General features: G+C 64.9%; 17 protein-coding genes. 10 read left to right on the forward strand and 7 right to left on the reverse strand.

What is annotated here, in order from left to right; all coding sequences use genetic code 11:
• The first annotated feature begins 44 nt into the window (after positions 1–44).
• Both DCG74_RS22180 and DCG74_RS22185 read left to right on the forward strand, forming a co-directional pair.
• A complete protein-coding gene (locus DCG74_RS22180) occupies positions 45–2,354 on the forward strand; it encodes an NADP-dependent malic enzyme (protein WP_172788477.1) in 2,310 nt (769 codons plus the stop codon).
• Positions 2,355–2,710: 356 nt separating this feature from the next.
• Positions 2,711–3,163 (forward strand): DoxX family membrane protein, encoded by a 453-nt coding sequence (locus tag DCG74_RS22185; protein ID WP_172788478.1) that lies wholly within the window; start codon positions 2,711–2,713, stop codon positions 3,161–3,163.
• 206 nt (positions 3,164–3,369) lie between these two features.
• On the opposite strand, the gene DCG74_RS22190 is transcribed toward DCG74_RS22185, so the two are convergent.
• The 4 genes from DCG74_RS22190 to DCG74_RS22205 form a co-directional block, all read right to left on the reverse strand.
• Positions 3,370–3,921 (reverse strand): dihydrofolate reductase, encoded by a 552-nt coding sequence (locus DCG74_RS22190; protein ID WP_172788479.1) that lies wholly within the window; start codon positions 3,919–3,921, stop codon positions 3,370–3,372.
• Between the two features lie 7 nt (positions 3,922–3,928).
• A complete protein-coding gene (locus DCG74_RS22195) occupies positions 3,929–4,951 on the reverse strand; it encodes a polysaccharide deacetylase family protein (RefSeq protein ID WP_172788480.1) in 1,023 nt (340 codons plus the stop codon).
• A gap of 166 nt (positions 4,952–5,117) precedes the next feature.
• Positions 5,118–5,687: a glutathione peroxidase gene (locus tag DCG74_RS22200; protein ID WP_172788481.1), complete on the reverse strand. Its 570-nt coding sequence runs from the start codon at positions 5,685–5,687 to the stop codon at positions 5,118–5,120.
• Between the two features lie 90 nt (positions 5,688–5,777).
• Entirely contained in the window at positions 5,778–7,340 is a 1,563-nt protein-coding gene (locus tag DCG74_RS22205; RefSeq protein WP_172788482.1) for a L,D-transpeptidase, read from the reverse strand.
• A gap of 209 nt (positions 7,341–7,549) precedes the next feature.
• On the opposite strand from DCG74_RS22205, the gene DCG74_RS22210 reads away from it, so the two are divergent.
• Positions 7,550–8,098, forward strand: a complete 549-nt coding sequence (locus DCG74_RS22210; protein WP_172788483.1) for a CreA family protein — start codon at positions 7,550–7,552, stop codon at positions 8,096–8,098.
• Between the two features lie 10 nt (positions 8,099–8,108).
• On the opposite strand, the gene DCG74_RS22215 is transcribed toward DCG74_RS22210, so the two are convergent.
• Positions 8,109–8,321: a hypothetical protein gene (locus DCG74_RS22215; RefSeq protein WP_172788484.1), complete on the reverse strand. Its 213-nt coding sequence runs from the start codon at positions 8,319–8,321 to the stop codon at positions 8,109–8,111.
• A gap of 413 nt (positions 8,322–8,734) precedes the next feature.
• On the opposite strand from DCG74_RS22215, the gene DCG74_RS22220 reads away from it, so the two are divergent.
• Together DCG74_RS22220 and DCG74_RS22225 are read left to right on the forward strand one after the other, a co-directional pair.
• Positions 8,735–8,899, forward strand: coding sequence for a hypothetical protein (locus DCG74_RS22220; RefSeq protein WP_172788485.1), 165 nt, complete (start codon positions 8,735–8,737; stop codon positions 8,897–8,899).
• A gap of 31 nt (positions 8,900–8,930) precedes the next feature.
• Positions 8,931–9,293 (forward strand): hypothetical protein, encoded by a 363-nt coding sequence (locus DCG74_RS22225; protein WP_025035902.1) that lies wholly within the window; start codon positions 8,931–8,933, stop codon positions 9,291–9,293.
• A gap of 12 nt (positions 9,294–9,305) precedes the next feature.
• On the opposite strand, the gene DCG74_RS22230 is transcribed toward DCG74_RS22225, so the two are convergent.
• The gene (locus DCG74_RS22230; protein WP_172788486.1) at positions 9,306–9,551 is read right to left on the reverse strand and encodes a DUF6719 family protein; all 246 of its coding nucleotides are present in this window, start codon (positions 9,549–9,551) and stop codon (positions 9,306–9,308) included.
• A gap of 66 nt (positions 9,552–9,617) precedes the next feature.
• Positions 9,618–11,087, reverse strand: coding sequence for a PLP-dependent aminotransferase family protein (locus DCG74_RS22235; RefSeq protein ID WP_172788487.1), 1,470 nt, complete (start codon positions 11,085–11,087; stop codon positions 9,618–9,620).
• A gap of 75 nt (positions 11,088–11,162) precedes the next feature.
• Between DCG74_RS22235 and DCG74_RS22240 the strand changes: the two genes are divergently transcribed.
• The 5 genes from DCG74_RS22240 (at position 11,163) to kynU (ending at position 16,461) form a co-directional block, all read left to right on the forward strand.
• A complete protein-coding gene (locus DCG74_RS22240) occupies positions 11,163–11,888 on the forward strand; it encodes a pyridoxamine 5'-phosphate oxidase family protein (protein WP_172788488.1) in 726 nt (241 codons plus the stop codon).
• A gap of 54 nt (positions 11,889–11,942) precedes the next feature.
• The gene (locus DCG74_RS22245) at positions 11,943–13,220 is read left to right on the forward strand and encodes an ArgE/DapE family deacylase (RefSeq protein WP_172788489.1); all 1,278 of its coding nucleotides are present in this window, start codon (positions 11,943–11,945) and stop codon (positions 13,218–13,220) included.
• 346 nt (positions 13,221–13,566) lie between these two features.
• The gene (locus DCG74_RS22250; protein ID WP_172788490.1) at positions 13,567–14,376 is read left to right on the forward strand and encodes an alpha/beta hydrolase; all 810 of its coding nucleotides are present in this window, start codon (positions 13,567–13,569) and stop codon (positions 14,374–14,376) included.
• Between the two features lie 34 nt (positions 14,377–14,410).
• A complete protein-coding gene (kynA, locus tag DCG74_RS22255) occupies positions 14,411–15,250 on the forward strand; it encodes a tryptophan 2,3-dioxygenase (protein WP_172788491.1) in 840 nt (279 codons plus the stop codon).
• 8 nt (positions 15,251–15,258) lie between these two features.
• Positions 15,259–16,461: a kynureninase gene (gene kynU, locus DCG74_RS22260; protein ID WP_172788492.1), complete on the forward strand. Its 1,203-nt coding sequence runs from the start codon at positions 15,259–15,261 to the stop codon at positions 16,459–16,461.
• Positions 16,462–16,598: the final 137 nt, after the last annotated feature.

A 16,598-nucleotide genomic window follows, 5' to 3' on the forward strand; every position in this document is an offset into this window, starting at 1 on the left:
CGGATCATGCATTTTGAGGCCGGTAACGCGAGGCGAGACACCGCATGTCGTCCTATTCTGATGATCTCCACCAGGCGGCGCTCGCCTACCATCGTCTGCCGCGCCCTGGAAAGCTCGAGATCCAGGCAAGCAAGCCGCTTGCCAATCAGCGCGACCTCGCGCTGGCCTATTCGCCGGGCGTCGCCGCGGCCTGCACCGAGATCGCCAAGAACCCGGCTGAAGCCGCGACGCTGACCACCCGCGCCAATCTGGTTGCCGTGGTTTCCAACGGCACCGCGGTGCTCGGCCTCGGCAATATCGGTCCGCTGGCCTCCAAGCCGGTGATGGAAGGCAAGGCGGTCCTGTTCAAGAAATTCGCCGGCATCGACGTGTTCGACATCGAGATCGCCGCCGACACCATCGACCGCGTGGTCGAGACCGTGGCCGCGCTCGAACCGACCTTCGGCGGCATCAATCTGGAGGACATCCGCGGACCGGAATGCTTCGAGATCGAAGCGCGCCTGAAGGAGCGCATGAAGATTCCGGTCTTCCACGACGACCAGCACGGCACGGCCATCATCGTTGCCGCCGCCATCACAAATGGTCTGAGGCTGAACGGCAAGAAATTGTCCGACGTCAAGATCGTGGCCTCGGGGGCAGGGGCCGCCGCGATCGCGACGTTGAACCTGCTGGTCTCGATGGGCGCGCAGCGCAAGAACATCTGGGTCTGCGACATCGACGGCCTCGTGCATGAAGGGCGCAACACCTCGATGGACCGCTGGAAGGCGGTCTATGCGCAGAAGACCGACAAGCGCACGCTCGCCGACGTCATCGGCGGCGCCGACATCTTCATCGGGCTCTCGGCACCCGGCGTGCTCAAGCCGGAGATGGCCAAGGCGATGGGCGACAAGCCGCTGATCATGGCGCTCGCCAATCCGACACCGGAGATCATGCCGGAAGAGGCGCGCAAGGCGCGGCCCGACGCCATGATCTGCACCGGACGCTCGGACTACCCGAACCAGGTCAACAACGTCCTCTGCTTTCCCTTCATCTTCCGCGGGGCGCTCGACGTCGGCGCCACCGCGATCAACGAGGAGATGAAGCACGCCGCCGTCGAGGCCATCGCGCAGCTCGCGCGCGAAGCGCCGTCGGATGCCGTCGCGCAGGGCTTCGACACCGGCGAGACGCAGGGCTTCGGTCCGGGCTCGCTGATTCCGAGCCCGTTTGACCCGCGCCTGATCCTCCGCATCGCGCCGGCCGTGGCGAAGGCGGCGATGGAATCGGGCGTCGCGACGCGGCCCATCACCAATTTCGACGAGTACAGGGCGCTGCTCGAGCGCTTCGCCTTCCGCTCCGGCCTCGTCATGAAGCCGATGTTCGCCAAGGCCAAGACCCAGCCGGTGCGCGTGATCTATGCCGAAGGCGAGGACGAGCGCGTGCTGCGCGCCACGCAAGTCGTGCTGGAGGAGAAGCTGGCGCGGCCGATCCTGGTCGGCCGTCCTTCGGTCGTGGAGGCGCGCCTCAAGCGCTTCGGCCTCTCGATCAGGGCGGGCAAGGATTTCGACCTGGTCAATCCCGAGGACGATCCGCGCTACCGCTCCTACGTGCAATCCTATGTCGAGGTCGCCGGCCGCCGTGGCGTGACGCCGGATGCGGCGCGCACGGTGGTCCGCACCAACAATACGGTCATCGCGGCGCTTGCGGTGACGCGCGGCGAGGCGGACGCGATGCTCTGCGGCGTCGAGGGCCGCTATATGAGCCATCTGCGCCACGTCCGCGAGATCGTCGGCTTCTCGCCGGGGATCAGCGACTACGCGGCGCTGGCGCTGCTGATCACCAGCAAGGGCGCCTTCTTCATCGCCGACACGCAGGTTCGCCCCAACCCGAGCGCGGAGGAGCTCGCCGAGATCGCCTCGCTCGCCGCGGTCCACGTGCAGCGCTTCACCATCAAGCCCAAGATCGCCTTCGTCTCGCATTCGGATTTCGGCAGCTACGACACCGAATCCTCGCGCAAGATGCGGCGGGCGACGCAGCTCTTGAGAGAGAAGCATCCGGAGATCGAAGCCGACGGCGAGATGCAGGGCGACACCGCGCTCTCCGCCACTGCGCGACGAATGGTGCTGCCGCACTCCAAGCTCGAGGGTGAGGCCAACATCCTGATCATGCCGACCCTGGATACCGCCAACGTCGCCTATCAGATGATCAAGTCGCTGGCGGACGCGCTGCCCGTCGGCCCGATCCTGGTCGGCCCGGCGCGCCCCGCGCACATCCTCACCCCCTCGGTAACGGCGCGCGGCATCCTCAACATGACCGCAGTTGCCGTGGTGGAAGCGCAGGAACGCGCCTCGCGGCAGCAGCCCACGTTGTTCACGTAAGGGCCGGGCTCTCACGGCGCTGGAGGTGCAATCCCTTCTCCCCTTGCGGGAGAAGGTGGCGTAGGCGGCCTTCGGCCGCCGTTCTCAAGAACGCCGAAGCGAAGCTTCGGCTATGGCGCCGGATGAGGGGTTGTTTCCGCGAGTCCGGATCTCGCGAGATTCCCCATGCTGATAGATACCCCTCATCCGTCTCGCCGCTTCGCGGCGAGCCACCTTCTCCCGCAAGGGGAGAAGGGAAGAAACCGCCACCTTTGAATTCCTTTCAGCTCGCCATTTCCCCGTTTGAAAAGCCCAAACGGACTCTTCATAATCGACTTAAGCGTTCCGTGCGGTAGCGCTTTGCCAAGAGGCCGATCATGCCAGCGTTCGTGACTTTCGGGCGAATCCTGTTCGCCGTGCTGTTCATCTACACGGGCGCGACCAAGCTCTTTGCCATCCAAGCGACCGCCGACGTCATCGCCGCCAAGCTCGTGGTGCCCGACGTCATCGCGCCTTACGCCAAGCAGATCGAGACGGCGACCGCCATGACGACGCCGCAGCTCTTGGCGATCGCGATCGGCGGGCTCGAGATCATCGCAGGGCTGATGATCGCGCTGAATTTCGGCGCGCGTTTCTTCGCCATGCTGCTGATCGTCTACGTCGCCGTCGCGACCGTCCTGTTCTACGATTTCTGGAACATGGCGGCTCCCGACAACGCCAAGATGCTGGTCGACGCGCTCAAGAACCTGTCGATCATCGGCGCGCTGTGCATGATCATCGGCTACGGCCGCACCACGCGTCCGGCCGAAGCGGCCTACGGCGACGTCTAGCGGTCAAATCCGCTCTCGGCGGCGCGCGGCGCGGGTGTGGCGCTGCACGCGGTCTCGATATGGTGGGGGGCGGCGGCTCGGCTGATTCCGCACAAGAAAGCAGCAAGGTACGCAATGGTATTCTATTGCCGGTACTGTGCATGGGGTTGTTTTGCCAGTTTGAATCGGAGCCTTCGGTGTGAGCGACGTCGGGTAATCCCGAGAGGCTAACCCGGCCGCCACGGAGTCACAGTCACCTCGTGCGCCGCGTCGAGAAGGTACGGCGCGCCCGGCTTCATCCCGTGCGCAGCCAGTACGTCATGCGGCGTCCGCTGGGGCACGCCGACGAAGCAACCTTCGCCGCCGGGCAGCCGCACATGCGGCGCCTCCGACAGCCAGAACGTGTCGTAGCGGTCCATGAACATGTCGAACACGACCGGGCCGCCGATGATGGCGACCATGCCGGAGGCGACGTCGGCGAAGGCGCAGGCCTGTTCGAAGCTCGCATGCGCCGGATTCCACAGCGTCGCGTTCGGCATCTCCGGATCGACGGTGAGGTCCCTGATCTTGCGGGTCAGGATCAGCCGCTTGCGCTTGGCCGAATTCGGCTGCTGCTCGTGCGAGTTGCGGCCGTGCACGATCAGCGCGGCGCGATCCAGCGCCTGCTCGAAGAACAGCTTGTCGCCTTCGAACTTCAGGCTGTCGGGCATGACGCGACCGGCGTCGGCAAGCATGCCGTCCGCCGAGACGATGACGTAGCCTTCGAAGCGGAAAGACAATGGCCTTCTATTCGGAAACGGTCGTCACCACGGAATTGACCGGGCGCTGGCTCACCGTCGGCAGCTTGATGTCCTTGAGCAGCTCCTGGTCGTATTCCGGCAGCGTCGAGACCGGGAACTTGGCGCGCATCGCCACCACCTTGTAACCGCCGGCCTTCAGCCGCTTGAGCAGCTCGGGCAGCGCCTCCGCGGTGTGCTTCTGGAAATCGTGCATCAGGACGATGCCCTTGCCCCTGGTCTCGAGCTTCTTCATCACGGTCTCGACCACCTTCTCGGGCTTGGAGGCCTTGAAGTCGAACGAGTCGATGTCACAGGAGAAGATGCCGACATTGCGGTTGCCGAGATAGGTGACCATCTCCGGCGGATGCTGCAGCGCCGGGAAGCGGAAGAACGGCGCAGGCGAGATGCCGCCGAGCGCCCACTTCACCGCCGCAAAGCCCTTCTCGATCTCGTCCTTGCGCTGCGCGTCGTTGAGCTTCTTGTTGTTGAGGTTGGCGTGCGACCAGGTGTGGGCGCCGACGGTGTGACCGGCCGCGTAGACCTGCTTCAGGATCTCCGGCTCATAGGTCGCGTGCTTGCCGATAGTGAAGAAGATTCCGGTGGTGCATTCGTCCGCGAGTGCCTTCAGTACGGCGGGCGTGTTCTTCGGCCAGGGGCCGTCGTCGAAGGTCAGCACCACCTCCTTGTCGCGCAGGAAGTCGAGCTCCTTGAAATGCTCGAAGCCGAAGCCGGGACCGCCCGTGGTGTCGATCTCGACGGTGCGGGCGACGCCGAGCGCGCCCGGTGTGTTGCAGGCCGCGCGGGCCGGCTGCGGCGCCTGTTTCGGCGGGGGTGGATTGACGAAGCCCGTTGGCGCCGCAGCCGCCGGAGCGGGCGCTGGAGCTGCAGGGGGCGTCGCAGCCGCTGGTGTTGCCGCCGGCGCGGCTTGCGGCGCGGCTGCGGGCTTCGCGGCCGGCGTCTGCGACCATGCGGCGCCGGTCATCGCAACCGACATCGCACCTGCTAAAATCAGTCCTGCCGCCACACGCATGGTGTTGTCCTCGAGATTGATCCCGTTGTTCCGCCGCGGCTTTTCGCCTGCGGCCAAAACCGTCCTGCCCCAAACCCATCCTAGCCTAGATGGTGGGCCATCGCCATTGCAACGGCTGTTTGATGCCCCGCCGCAATTGTGCCCAACCGGATGGCGTGCACCTGCGTCACGTGTCGGCCAGGGTTCTGGCAATGGCAGTCTTGATCCGCGTGTCGGCCGGCTCGACGGCGGATGGAAACACCTCGGCGATATAGCCGTCGCGGCCGATCAGGTACTTGTGGAAGTTCCAGCGCGGAACTTCCTTTGGTCGAGCCTCGGCGGCCCATTTGTAAAAGGGATGCGCTCTCGCACCGACCACCGTCGCCTTGGCCGTGATCGGGAAGGTAACACCATATTGGTGGTGCGCGGTCTGCGTGATCTCGCTGCTACCGCCGGGCTCCTGGCCACCGAAATCGTTGGAGGGCACGCCGATCACGGTGAGGCCGCGCCCGCGAAACTCGTTCCAGATCTCCTGCAAACCGGCATATTGCGGTGTGTAGCCACAGAGCGAGGCCGTGTTCACCACCAGCAGCGGTTTGCCGGTGAACGCTGCGAGGCGGATGTCGTCGCCTGACAAAGCGGGAAAGGAGAATGCGTAGGCCGAGACCCGGCTCATCCCGCTATCAGCGAGGGCGCGCGTGACAGGCGCGAATGCGCCTGCAAGCGTGACGCTCAGCACGGTCCTGCGATTCATCATGACGGCGTCCCCCGAGACGATCCGAGGGCAGATTACTCCGCCACTGCGACCTCACGCGTCAACACCGCGTTATCGAGCGCTGCGTGCGGGCTAGTACAGGCGGACGATGAAGTCGGTGCCTTCGCCGGTCTCGCCCTGGTTGATGCCCTGGTCGGAAACGATGATTGAGCCGCCTGACGTCAGCATCTCGTTGATCTTCGCCATCGTCTCGGTGGGGACCGAGATGCGGTCGAGGGCTTCAGCCGGGCTGTCCGGCGTCACCACCGGTTTTGCGGCAACGGGGATCACGGCTGCGCCGCGCTGGCGGCGCGCTAAGCGGCTGTCGTCCTCGCGCGCCGCGGAACGGGCGGAGACGGGCAGTGACACCACCGACCAGCGCAGCGCGTTGGCATCGGCCTTGTCGAGTTCGGCGGTGAACACATGCGTGCCGAGCGGCCGGTCGCTCGCGGCAATCGTGACGGGCACCTCGAACAGCGGCGCAAAATTCTGCCGCACATAGAGCTTGGAATCCTTGCGGCTGATGAAGACGGCAATCTGGCCGGCCCGCTTGGGCGCCTCAGTCTTCGCCGCCGCCGCAGGATCGGCAACGCGGCCCTCGTCCTTCTTCGCATCGGGTGCGGCGGCGAGCGCCGGTGCATTGGCCTGATTGGGCGTCTTCGCGAGGTCCACCGCCTCGGTCTTGGCCGGCTCGGTCTTGACGGTCTCGACCTTGTCGGCGGGCTTGTCGTTGCTCGCCGGCTTGGCCGATTCTTCCGATTGGGGCTTGGCCGCTTCGGATGCTTCGGCCGTCTTGACCTCGGCGGCCGGTGCGGCGGCTTCCTCGTGCGCAGCCGCATTGCCGGCGGTCACGTCCGACAGCACGGCGTGGCCGACGGAGGTGCGCAGCTCGAGCACGCTCTCGGCGCTGGCCGTCTTGGTCTCGACCGGCTTGGCTTCGGCCGTGCCTTTATCGGCCTTGTCGGCGACATTGGTCTGCGGCGCGAGGCTCGCGGCGGGCTGCGGCGGCACGCGCATGGAGGCGAGCAGGGGATGGGAGAAGCTTTGCGGCGACATCTGGCCGGGCGCCACGATCACGCGCGCGCCCATCCTGGTCCAGTTCCACATCTTCATCGCGAACGCCATGGGCATGCGGATGCAGCCATGCGAGGCCGGATAGCCCGGCAGCACGCCGGCATGCATCGCGACGCCGGACCAGGTGATCCGCTGCATGTACGGCATCGGCGCGCCGCTATAGATGTTGGAATGATGGAATTTGTGCTTCTGGATGACGCTGAACACGCCCATCGGCGTCGAGTGGCCCTTCATGCCCGTCGACACCGGTGATTCCGCGAACACGCCGGTCTTGTCGTAGACCGTCACCTTCTGCCGCTCGATCGAGACGACGATGACGAGCGGGCCTTGCGGCTTGGTGCCGGCTTCCTTCTCGACGACTTCCTTCTTGCTTGCGGCGCCGCGCTTTTGCGGCTTCTGGCGCGGTATTTCGGGAAGTCGCTCCTGCCGGGCGTAGTAGGACCCGTCGGAATAGTCGGTCCAATAATAAAATGCTGCGTCTGCCTGGCTGGTCGCGCCGATCGCGCCCGCCGCCGTCAAAATGGCGACCTGCCACAGCCGTACCGGCTTGGCAGAAGAACCCGACCCGTTCACGCTGTTCATCCTCGAATCCATAATCCAAATCAGACGTTAGTCTTCGCAAAGGGGATACGCGTTCACCAGCAGCGCGGTTCTGCCATCAGCTACTTTTGTTCAAGGCGTAGCAAAAAAGCCTCACGGAGCGGTAAACGGCGGCCGCGTCCGCCCCTCCGCCGCCTTCCTGACCGCCGTTTGCGTTCCTACATTGCGGGGACTTGTTACCGGAGACCTTCATGTCATCTCGTTTCCCCGGTCTTTCCAGCATCCGCTTGAAAGCCCTCGCTTTATTCCTCCTGGCTTTGATCGCGCCAACGGCGTCGGCATCCGCGGCCGATGAGCCCGATCTGATCTTCCGCCGTTCCACCGTGTTCAAATGGGTGAGCCCGAATGACAAGCTCGCGACCTATGGTCTCGACGATCCCGAGGTCGAGGGCGTCGCCTGTCATTTCACGGTGCCGGAGAAGGGCGGCTTCAAGGGCTGGCTCGGGCTCGCCGAGGAGGTCTCGGATATCTCGCTGGCCTGTCGCCAGGTCGGTCCGATCAAGTTCAAGCACAAGATGGAGCAGGGCGACGACATGTTCCGCCAGCGCCGGTCGCTGTTCTTCAAGAAGATGCAGATCGTGCGGGGCTGCGACACCAAACGCAACGTGCTGGTCTACATGGTCTATTCGGACAAGCTGATCGAAGGCTCGCCCAAGAACTCGACCTCGACCGTGCCGATCATGCCTTGGGGACCGGCGGACGCAAACGTCCAGAAGTGCGGCGAGTTCTTCACGCAGTGACGCGCGTCGTTCACTCCTGTGACGCGGTCGCGTTCACCCGGTGGCGATCGCGCGGCGCAGCAAGCCGCGACCCGGTCAGCCGCACAAATGTCTGCGGCGCCGCCTCGAAGCCCCGGTTCGATTGCAGCGCCATTGCGCCGGCGCTGCCGCGAATGATTGGTTGATCTCCGCGATCCGTCGGTGGATTTTCATCGCGCGGCGTTGCGCGATTTCCCGCGATCATGGCCATCCCTCACGTGAATGCGCCCGATGATCCGGGCGTCTCGGTTTCGATGGCTTGGGTCGTCGTTGAACCAACCCCGGTTCAACAGGATCCAGCCTTCTTTTGCCCGTCCTTTCACCAGAAAAACGTAAAATGCGTGTGAAGCGCGCGCGGCGGCGGCATGACGACAGCTGCGCGGGGCGCATATCGGTACCGGCACCGGAACTTAGCGGGCGACTTTGACCTGCCGTGAGACCTGTCTGATATAACTGGCATTTTCCGAGATTTGTTTCGTCGCCGCGCCCGGGACGAAACAATTCTCACGAAGACGAAACCATTTTCAGCTTTTCGCGCATCACGCGCGAAACCGCCCATGGTTATCAGGCTCATAACGACGACGGCGCACCGCCGGCCACCGAATTGGAACACACATCATGCGCGCGCTCAGCTTCATCCTTGCTTTCGGTCTCGTTCTCGCCGGCCCCTCATTGGCGGGTGCGCCCGATGGCAATCTCCCCGGTGTCGGCACCTTCCAGTACAGCGGCTCGCCCGTTGCGGTTCCGGCCGCTCAGCCGATCATGATAGCTGCGCGCTTCTGACCGCACACAACAACAGCCGGCATAGCCCATCATGTTGCTTCGTCTCTGCGCCGCAGCGTTCGTGTCCCTTCTGACGATCAGCTCCGTTCAGGCGCAGGTCCGCTCACCTTCCAGGCTACCCGATCCGCGCGGCGAATTCGTTCGCCAGTGCGCGCCGCGCATGCTCGGCCGCTGGGAGCATCCGGAGGAGGTCTGTGGCTGCCTGCACGATCACGCCGCCGCGGCCGTCGAGGATCGCGATCTGCGCGAAGCGCTGCTGCGGGGCATCAGCGAGACCGGCGTGCCCACCATCGAGACCGATTGGGTGCCGGCCTCCAAGCAGAGCGAGATCGGCCCGACCTTCACCAAGATCGCCAAACCGACCCTGCAGTGCATGTTCGATCCGGCGAAATAGCTTCCCGGATCCTCACTTCGTTTTCGGTCCGTGCCGCGGCACGCAGGAGCTCGTGCGCGAGACTCCCTTATCGGTCATCTTCGCGCCGCGCACTTCCCTGACTTGGCCGGCGGGGCAGGTTCCGTCATCCACGAGCACACGCTGGCCGAGCTTCAGATCGCCGATGTCCTGCTCGCGTCCGATGGTGGCGGCGCTTGCGGTCGAGGCAAGCGCGATGGCGATCAGCAACGAAAGGCAGGTCGCGTGGCGCAGCGGCATGATGTGAGGTCCCGGATCGATGCCGCAATCTAGGGAGCGGCGGGCGATTCTGATAGTGAAGCTTCGTCACGCGCGGCGGGCCGATTTTCCCCTTGCGCCCAATGCCGCGCGCGATTCCCTTGCGAGACGTTCGGCGGAGGCCACGAGCTGTGGCATGGGATGTCCGGAAAATCCCAGCACGAAGCCGGGGAGGGGACGCCCGCGCGAATAGGTGTCGGCCAATAGCCAGCCTTCGGCGCCGGCCGCCTGCTTGGCATGCGCCGCAACCGCCGGATCGACGGCAGGATCGAACCGGGCGACAAGATGCAGGCCCTGTGACGGTACCGGCACCGAAAGCGCGCCGTCGGATGCGACTTCCAGCGTCCCGGCGAGCACGTCGCGCGCCTCGCGATACAGTTTTCGCACGCGCTTCAGGTTCGCGGCGAAGGCGCCGGAATTGAGCATGTCCGCCACCGCGCCCTCCATCAGTGTGCCGGGAAAGCGGTCAAGCGCCGCGCGCGCTGCCGTCACGTCTGCGATCAGACGTTCGGGCAGGGCGCAATAGCCGATGCGCAGGCCCGGAAACAGCGTCTTGGCAAATGTGCCGAGATAGATCACGCGCTGGAGGCGATCGATGCCGGCGAGCGACATCAGCGGCGCGCCGTCATAGCGGAACTCGCTGTCGTAATCGTCCTCGAGCACGAATGCGCTGGCCTGCTTCGCCCAGTCCAGAAGCTCGAGCCGCCGCGGCATCGACATCTGCACGCCAAGCGGAAACTGGTGCGATGGCGTGACGTAGGCCGCGCGTGCGGACGGCGCCGCGATCCGGCCTTTGGCGACGCGCATCCCGTGCTCGTCCACCTGGACAGGCACGGTGCGATAGCCGCAATGGGCGATGGTTTTTCGGGCGGCGGGATAGCCCGGGTCCTCGCACCAGACCTGGTCGCTGGATTTCAGGATCGCGCTCAGCACGATGCGCAGCGCGTGGAGCGTGCCAGAGGTCAACATGATCTGGTCGGGATCGCAACGCAATCCGCGCGCGGACAACAGATGGTCGGCGATCGCCACACGCAGCTCGCGGCTGCCGCGAGGGTCGCCATAATGCAGGTGCTCCGATCCGAATGCCCGCATGCGGCGGCCGACAAAAGCGCGAAAGCGCTGCACGGCGCGTTCGTCGATATGGGTACAGCCGAGCGCAAACGCGCCCTGCTTTGGCGCTTCGAGAACCACCTTCGGCTTGTTGGGCTCGGCGGCGCGCTTGGGGATACGCGCCGCGACGAACGTTCCGGAGCCGACCGTTGCGTCGGCAAAGCCGTCGGCGATCAGGCGCTCATAGGCGGTGACGACGGCGTTGCGGCGGAAGCCGGTCTGCCTGGCCAGCGTCCGCGACGGCGGCAGCGGCTCGCCCGGCTTGACCAGACCGGAGACGATCATCTCGCACAGCGCCTGATAGAGCCGGTGCGCGGCGGATGCGCCGGCCGTGACATGAGGGCCGGCGAGATCGAGCGGAAGCTCGGGCTTGGCTCGGGAGGATGAATTGGTCGGAATTTTTTGCATGGAATTGGAACTATCGCAGACCAAATGCGCCGCTACAACTGCTCCGGATTTTCTTCTATCCGAGCAGGAGCGGCCGTGAGCCAGACCGAGACCTCGACTTCCTATCCGACATCGGCACGCAACCAGGTGAAGCGCCGGCACGACCGCGGATTCTATGATCACGACACGGTTCATCGCATCCTGGATTCCTCGATGCTGTGCCACGTCTCCTACGCGATCGACGGCCAGCCCTATTGCACGCCGACCTTCTTCTGGCGGCAGGGCACCAAGCTCTACTGGCACGGATCGAGCGCCAGCCGCATGCTGCGCAACCAGAGCAGGGGCGAGCGCGTCTGCCTGACGGTCGCCCATCTCGACAGCCTCGTGCTGGCGCGCTGCGGCTTCAACCATTCCGCCGACTACCGCGCCGTCATGGCGTTCGGCACGGCCTATCTCGTCACCGACCCCGATGAGAAGGAGCGGGCGGTGATCGCGATGGTCGATCGCTTCTTCCCGGATCGCACCGCCGGCCTGCGACAGAGCACCACACAGGAAATCAAGGCAACGTCGTTCATCGCAATGGAAATCGAGGAAGCTTCGGCCAAGATCCGGAGCAAGGGTGTCGCCGACGACGATGAGGACTATGCGTTGCCGATCTATGCGGAGCGCATTCCGGTCCGCACCGTGCTCGGCGCCCCGGAACCGTGTCCGCGCCTGCTCGATGGTGTGCGCCGGCCTGCGACGCTGAACGGCTATTCCGAAGGCCGGCTGCTCGAAGATGCATTGCGGGATGCATATTTTCTGGAGTACCCGAACGGCTGAAATCGGCTAGTTTGCGCGCTCCTTGGGACCATTGGAATGTCTGGAGTCGCCCGAATGAATGCCGAAACGCAGCAGAGGATTCTTGACGCCGTCGACAACGGCTTCGAAGCTCAGCTTGCAACTACAAGCGATTTCGTCGCGATCCCTTCGACCCGCGGGGCGGAGGGACCCTGCCAGGACATGATCGGCGATCTCCTGCGCGAACGCGGCTACGAGGTCGACGACTGGCATATCGATGTCGAGGATTTGAAAGATCTGCGCGGCTTCGGCCCGATCGAGCACGACTTTTCGAAGGCGCGATCCGTGGTTGGCACTTACCGCCCGCGAACCAATGGCGGCAAGTCGCTGATCCTGCAAGGGCACTGCGACGTGGTGCCGGCGGGTCCGCTCGAATTGTGGGATACGCCGCCATTCTCGCCGGTCATCAAGGACGGCAAGATGTTCGGCCGCGGTGCCTGCGACATGAAGTCCGGGACGATCGGTGCGCTCTATGCGCTGGACGCGATCAAGGCGGCTGGCTTCAGGCCGACGGCGCGGATCCATTTTCAATCGGTGATCGAGGAGGAGAGCACCGGCGTCGGCGCACTCTCCACCCTGCAGCGCGGCTATCGCGCGGACGCCTGCTTCATTCCGGAGCCGACCGGCGGCAAGATGGTGCGATCGCAGGTTGGCGTGATCTGGTTTCGCCTCCGCGTGAAGGGACACCCGACCCACGTTGCCTTCGCAGGCTCCGGCGCGAACGCCATCATGGCGGCATATCACCTGATCCAGGCGCTGCAGAAGCTCGAGATCGAATGGAACGAGCGCGCCAAGGCCGACCGTCACTTCAAGACGATCGACCATCCCGTCAACTTCAACGCCGGCGTCATCAAGGGCGGCGACTGGGCCTCGAGCGTGCCGGCCTGGTGCGATGTCGACTGCCGGATTGCGGTGTTGCCGGGCTGGTCGATCGCCGATCACCAGAAGGAGATCATGGCCTGCGTCGCCGCCGCTTCGCGCAACCACCGCTTCCTCGCCAACAATCCGCCGCAGGTCGAGTGGTCCGGCTTCCTGTCGGAAGGCTATGAGCTGACCAATGCTAGGGAGCCCGAGGCTGCGTTCGGCAAGGCCTTCAACAGGGTCTATGGCGGCGCGCCAGAGGATCTCGTCTTCACGGCACTGACCGACACGCGCTTCTACGGCCTCAACCACGACATCCCGAGCCTCTGCTTTGGCGCCAGCGGAGGCGAGATGCACGGCTTCAACGAGTTCGTCGATCTGGATTCATTGAAGAAGGCGACCAAGGCGATGGCGCTGTTCATCGCGGAATGGTGCGGCGTGGAGGAGGCGTAGGCCTCTCCGCCGTCATTGCGAGCGCAGCGAAGCAATCCAGCATCTCTCGGCGGCGGCAGCCTGGATTGCTTCGTCGCTGCGCTCCTCGCAATGACGGAACGGCGGTTAGGTCCTCATCCTGAGGAGCTTGCGGAGCAAGCGTCTCGAAGGGTGAAGGCACGGCCGGTGGCCTCGCCCTTCGAGACGCCGCTTCGCAGCTCCTCAGGGTGAGGAGAAACATCTTGCCGCCCTGTGCCCGAAACACGGGCTTCGCCAACTCCTTTAAGCTTAAAAGAAAGACTAGGATAGCGGGCGTCCCGGTGGCAGACTGGCGTCCGGTTCGTCGGACGAGTCCTCGGGAGCAACGATGCGCGATTGGGATGACGCTTACGCCAATTCGGCCCATATCCCGGGCTCGGACAAGATGCCGGCGCTGTGGGCGGAGCGGGCGGCGGCCTACCGCGCCGGGCTGAAGGAATTTCGTCCCGACATCGCCTACGGCGCCGGCGAGCGTCAAAAGCTCGACCTGATCCTGCCTGACGGCGACAGCAAGGGTCTGGTCGTCTTCGTTCATGGCGGCTACTGGATGCGCTTCGACAAGTCGGCCTGGACCGACCTCGCCGAAGGTGCCCGGCATCATGGCTGGACGGTGGTGCTGCCGAGCTACACGCTGGCGCCGGCTGCACGCATCTCCGATATCACCGCGGAAATCACCGCCGCGATCGCCAAAGCCGCATCGCTGGTCTCAGGGCCGATCCGGCTCGCCGGCCATTCCGCCGGCGGCCATCTCGTCACGCGCATGCTGTGCGACGACAGCCGGCTCGAGTCTGCTGTCTTCAACCGCATCGCCGGCACGCTCTCGATCAGCGGCCTGCATGATCTGCGTCCGCTGCTCAAGACGAAGATGAACGACACGCTGCGCATGACCATGGAGGAGGCGAGCCTCGAAAGCGCGGCGCTGCATCTGCCGCGGGGGCATTCGCCCGTAACGGCCTGGGTCGGCGGCAGCGAGCGGCCCGAATTCATCCGCCAGTCCGATCTGATGGCCAATATCTGGACCGGCTTCGACGTGCCGACGCACCTCGTCATCGATCCCGGTCTCAACCATTTTACCGTGATTGACGGGCTGAAGGAGCCGTGCTCGCCGATCACTGCCCGCCTGATCGGCCTCGACTGAGCAAAGCCGGGAAGATCGATCGAAAGGACCCGCCATGACGTCCCGCGATTACGATCCTGCAAGCGAAGGCGCCGAGACCGATTTCGCCCGGCGCATGTCCTATGGCGACTACCTTGCGCTGGATGCGATTCTTGGCGCGCAGCACCCGCTGTCGGAGGCGCATGACGAGATGCTGTTCATCATCCAGCATCAGACCACGGAGTTGTGGATGCGGCTCGCCATCCACGAGCTCAGCGCTGCGCGCCGCGCGATCGCCAAAGACGAGGTTGCCCCCGCGATGAAGATGCTGGCGCGGATGTCGCGCATCTTCGAGCAGCTCAACAACGCCTGGGACGTACTCCGGACCATGACGCCCAGCGAGTATACCCGCTTCCGCTCGCAGCTCGGTCAATCCTCGGGGTTCCAGTCACGCCAGTACCGACTGATCGAATTCCTGCTCGGCAACCGCAACCACGCCATGCTGAAGCCGCACGCGCACGATGCCGAGACGGTCAAGCTGCTCGAAGCCGAGCTCGCGACGCCAAGCCTCTATGACGAGGTGCTGCGGCTCGCCGACCGCAACGGGCTCAAGATGCCTGCGGCGGTGCTGGCGCGCGACGTTCGCGAGACGCACAGCTTCAACGAAGGCGTGCTGCAGGCCTGGCGTATCGTCTACGAGGCGCCGGAGACGCACTGGATGCTCTACGAGCTGGCCGAGAAGCTGGTCGATTTCGAGGACTATTTCCGGCGCTGGCGCTTCAACCACGTCACCACGGTCGAGCGGGTCATCGGCTTCAAACGCGGCACCGGCGGCACCGGCGGCGTGAGCTATCTGAAGCGCATGCTCGAGGTCGAGCTGTTTCCCGAGCTCTGGCGCGTGCGTACAATTCTGTAGGGATGTCCATGACCAGGCTTCGCGTCTACGACGACACCAAAGCGTTGTTCCATCTGCCTGACGGCCTGATCTATCTCGACGGCAATTCGCTCGGTGCGCTGCCGCTGGGCGTTGCCGAGCGCGTCAACCGCGTGATCACCGAGGAGTGGGGCAACGAGCTGATCCGCGCCTGGAACACCGCAGGCTGGTATGTCCAGCCGCGCCATGTCGGCGATCGCATCGCGCGGCTGATCGGTGCGGAGGCCGGCTCGGTGATGGTCGGAGACACGCTGTCCCTGAAGGTCTATCAGGCACTCGCCGCCGCGCTCGACATGACCCCGTCCCGCAAGATCGTCCTGTCGGACACCGGCAACTTCCCGACCGACCTCTACATGGCCGAGGGCCTGATCGCGACGCTTGGGCGCGGCCATCAATTGCGTCTGGTGGCACCTGAGGAGATCGAGGGCGCGTTGTCCGACGAGACCGCCGTTCTGTACATCACCGAGGTCGACTACCGCACCGGCCGTCGCCACGACATGGCAAAGCTCACCGCGAGAGCGCACGCGCTCGGCATCGTCACCCTCTGGGATCTCGCCCATTCCGCCGGCGCGCTGCCGGTCGATCTCGCCGGGAGCGGCGCCGATTTCGCCGCGGGGTGTACCTACAAATATCTCAACGCGGGTCCCGGAGCGCCGGCCTTCCTCTACGTCGCGCCGCGTCATGCCGACAGCGCTCGCGCCGCTCTGTCGGGGTGGATGGGCCACGCAAAACCGTTTGCGTTCGAGCTTGCCTATGCGGCCGCGGGCGGCGTCGAACGCATGCGCGTTGGCACCCCTCCGGTGCTCGCCATGGCGGCGCTGGAGGCCTCGCTCGATATCTGGGACAAAGTCGACATCGCGGAGGTTCGTGCGCGTTCGCTGGCGCTGGGTGATCTCCTGATCAGTGAAGTCGAGCGCCATTGTCCGCAGCTCAAGCTCGTCACCCCGCGCGATCATGAGCGCCGCGGCTCGCAAGTCTCGTTCGCCTTCGACGGCGGCTACGCCGCGATGCAGGCCCTGATCGCCCGTGGTGTCATCGGCGATTTCCGCGCGCCTGACATCATGCGGTTCGGCCTGACGCCGCTCTATGTCGGAGAGAATGAGATCATCCGGGCGGCGGAGATCATCGAAGAGGTGATTTCAGGGGAGGTGTGGCGACGGCCGGAGTACCAGGTGGTGAACGCGGTGACGTGAGGCGGTCTCGTGCCCCGGACGCAGCGCAGCAACGCTTCGCGTTGCTGCGCGTCCGGGACACGAGAGTATGGCATTGCGTGAGGACGTCAGCACCGCCATTACCTCGGACGTCATTGCTTCGCCGCGCGGGGCAACTC

Source organism: Bradyrhizobium sp. WBAH42 (assembly GCF_024585265.1).
Lineage (GTDB): Bacteria > Pseudomonadota > Alphaproteobacteria > Rhizobiales > Xanthobacteraceae > Bradyrhizobium.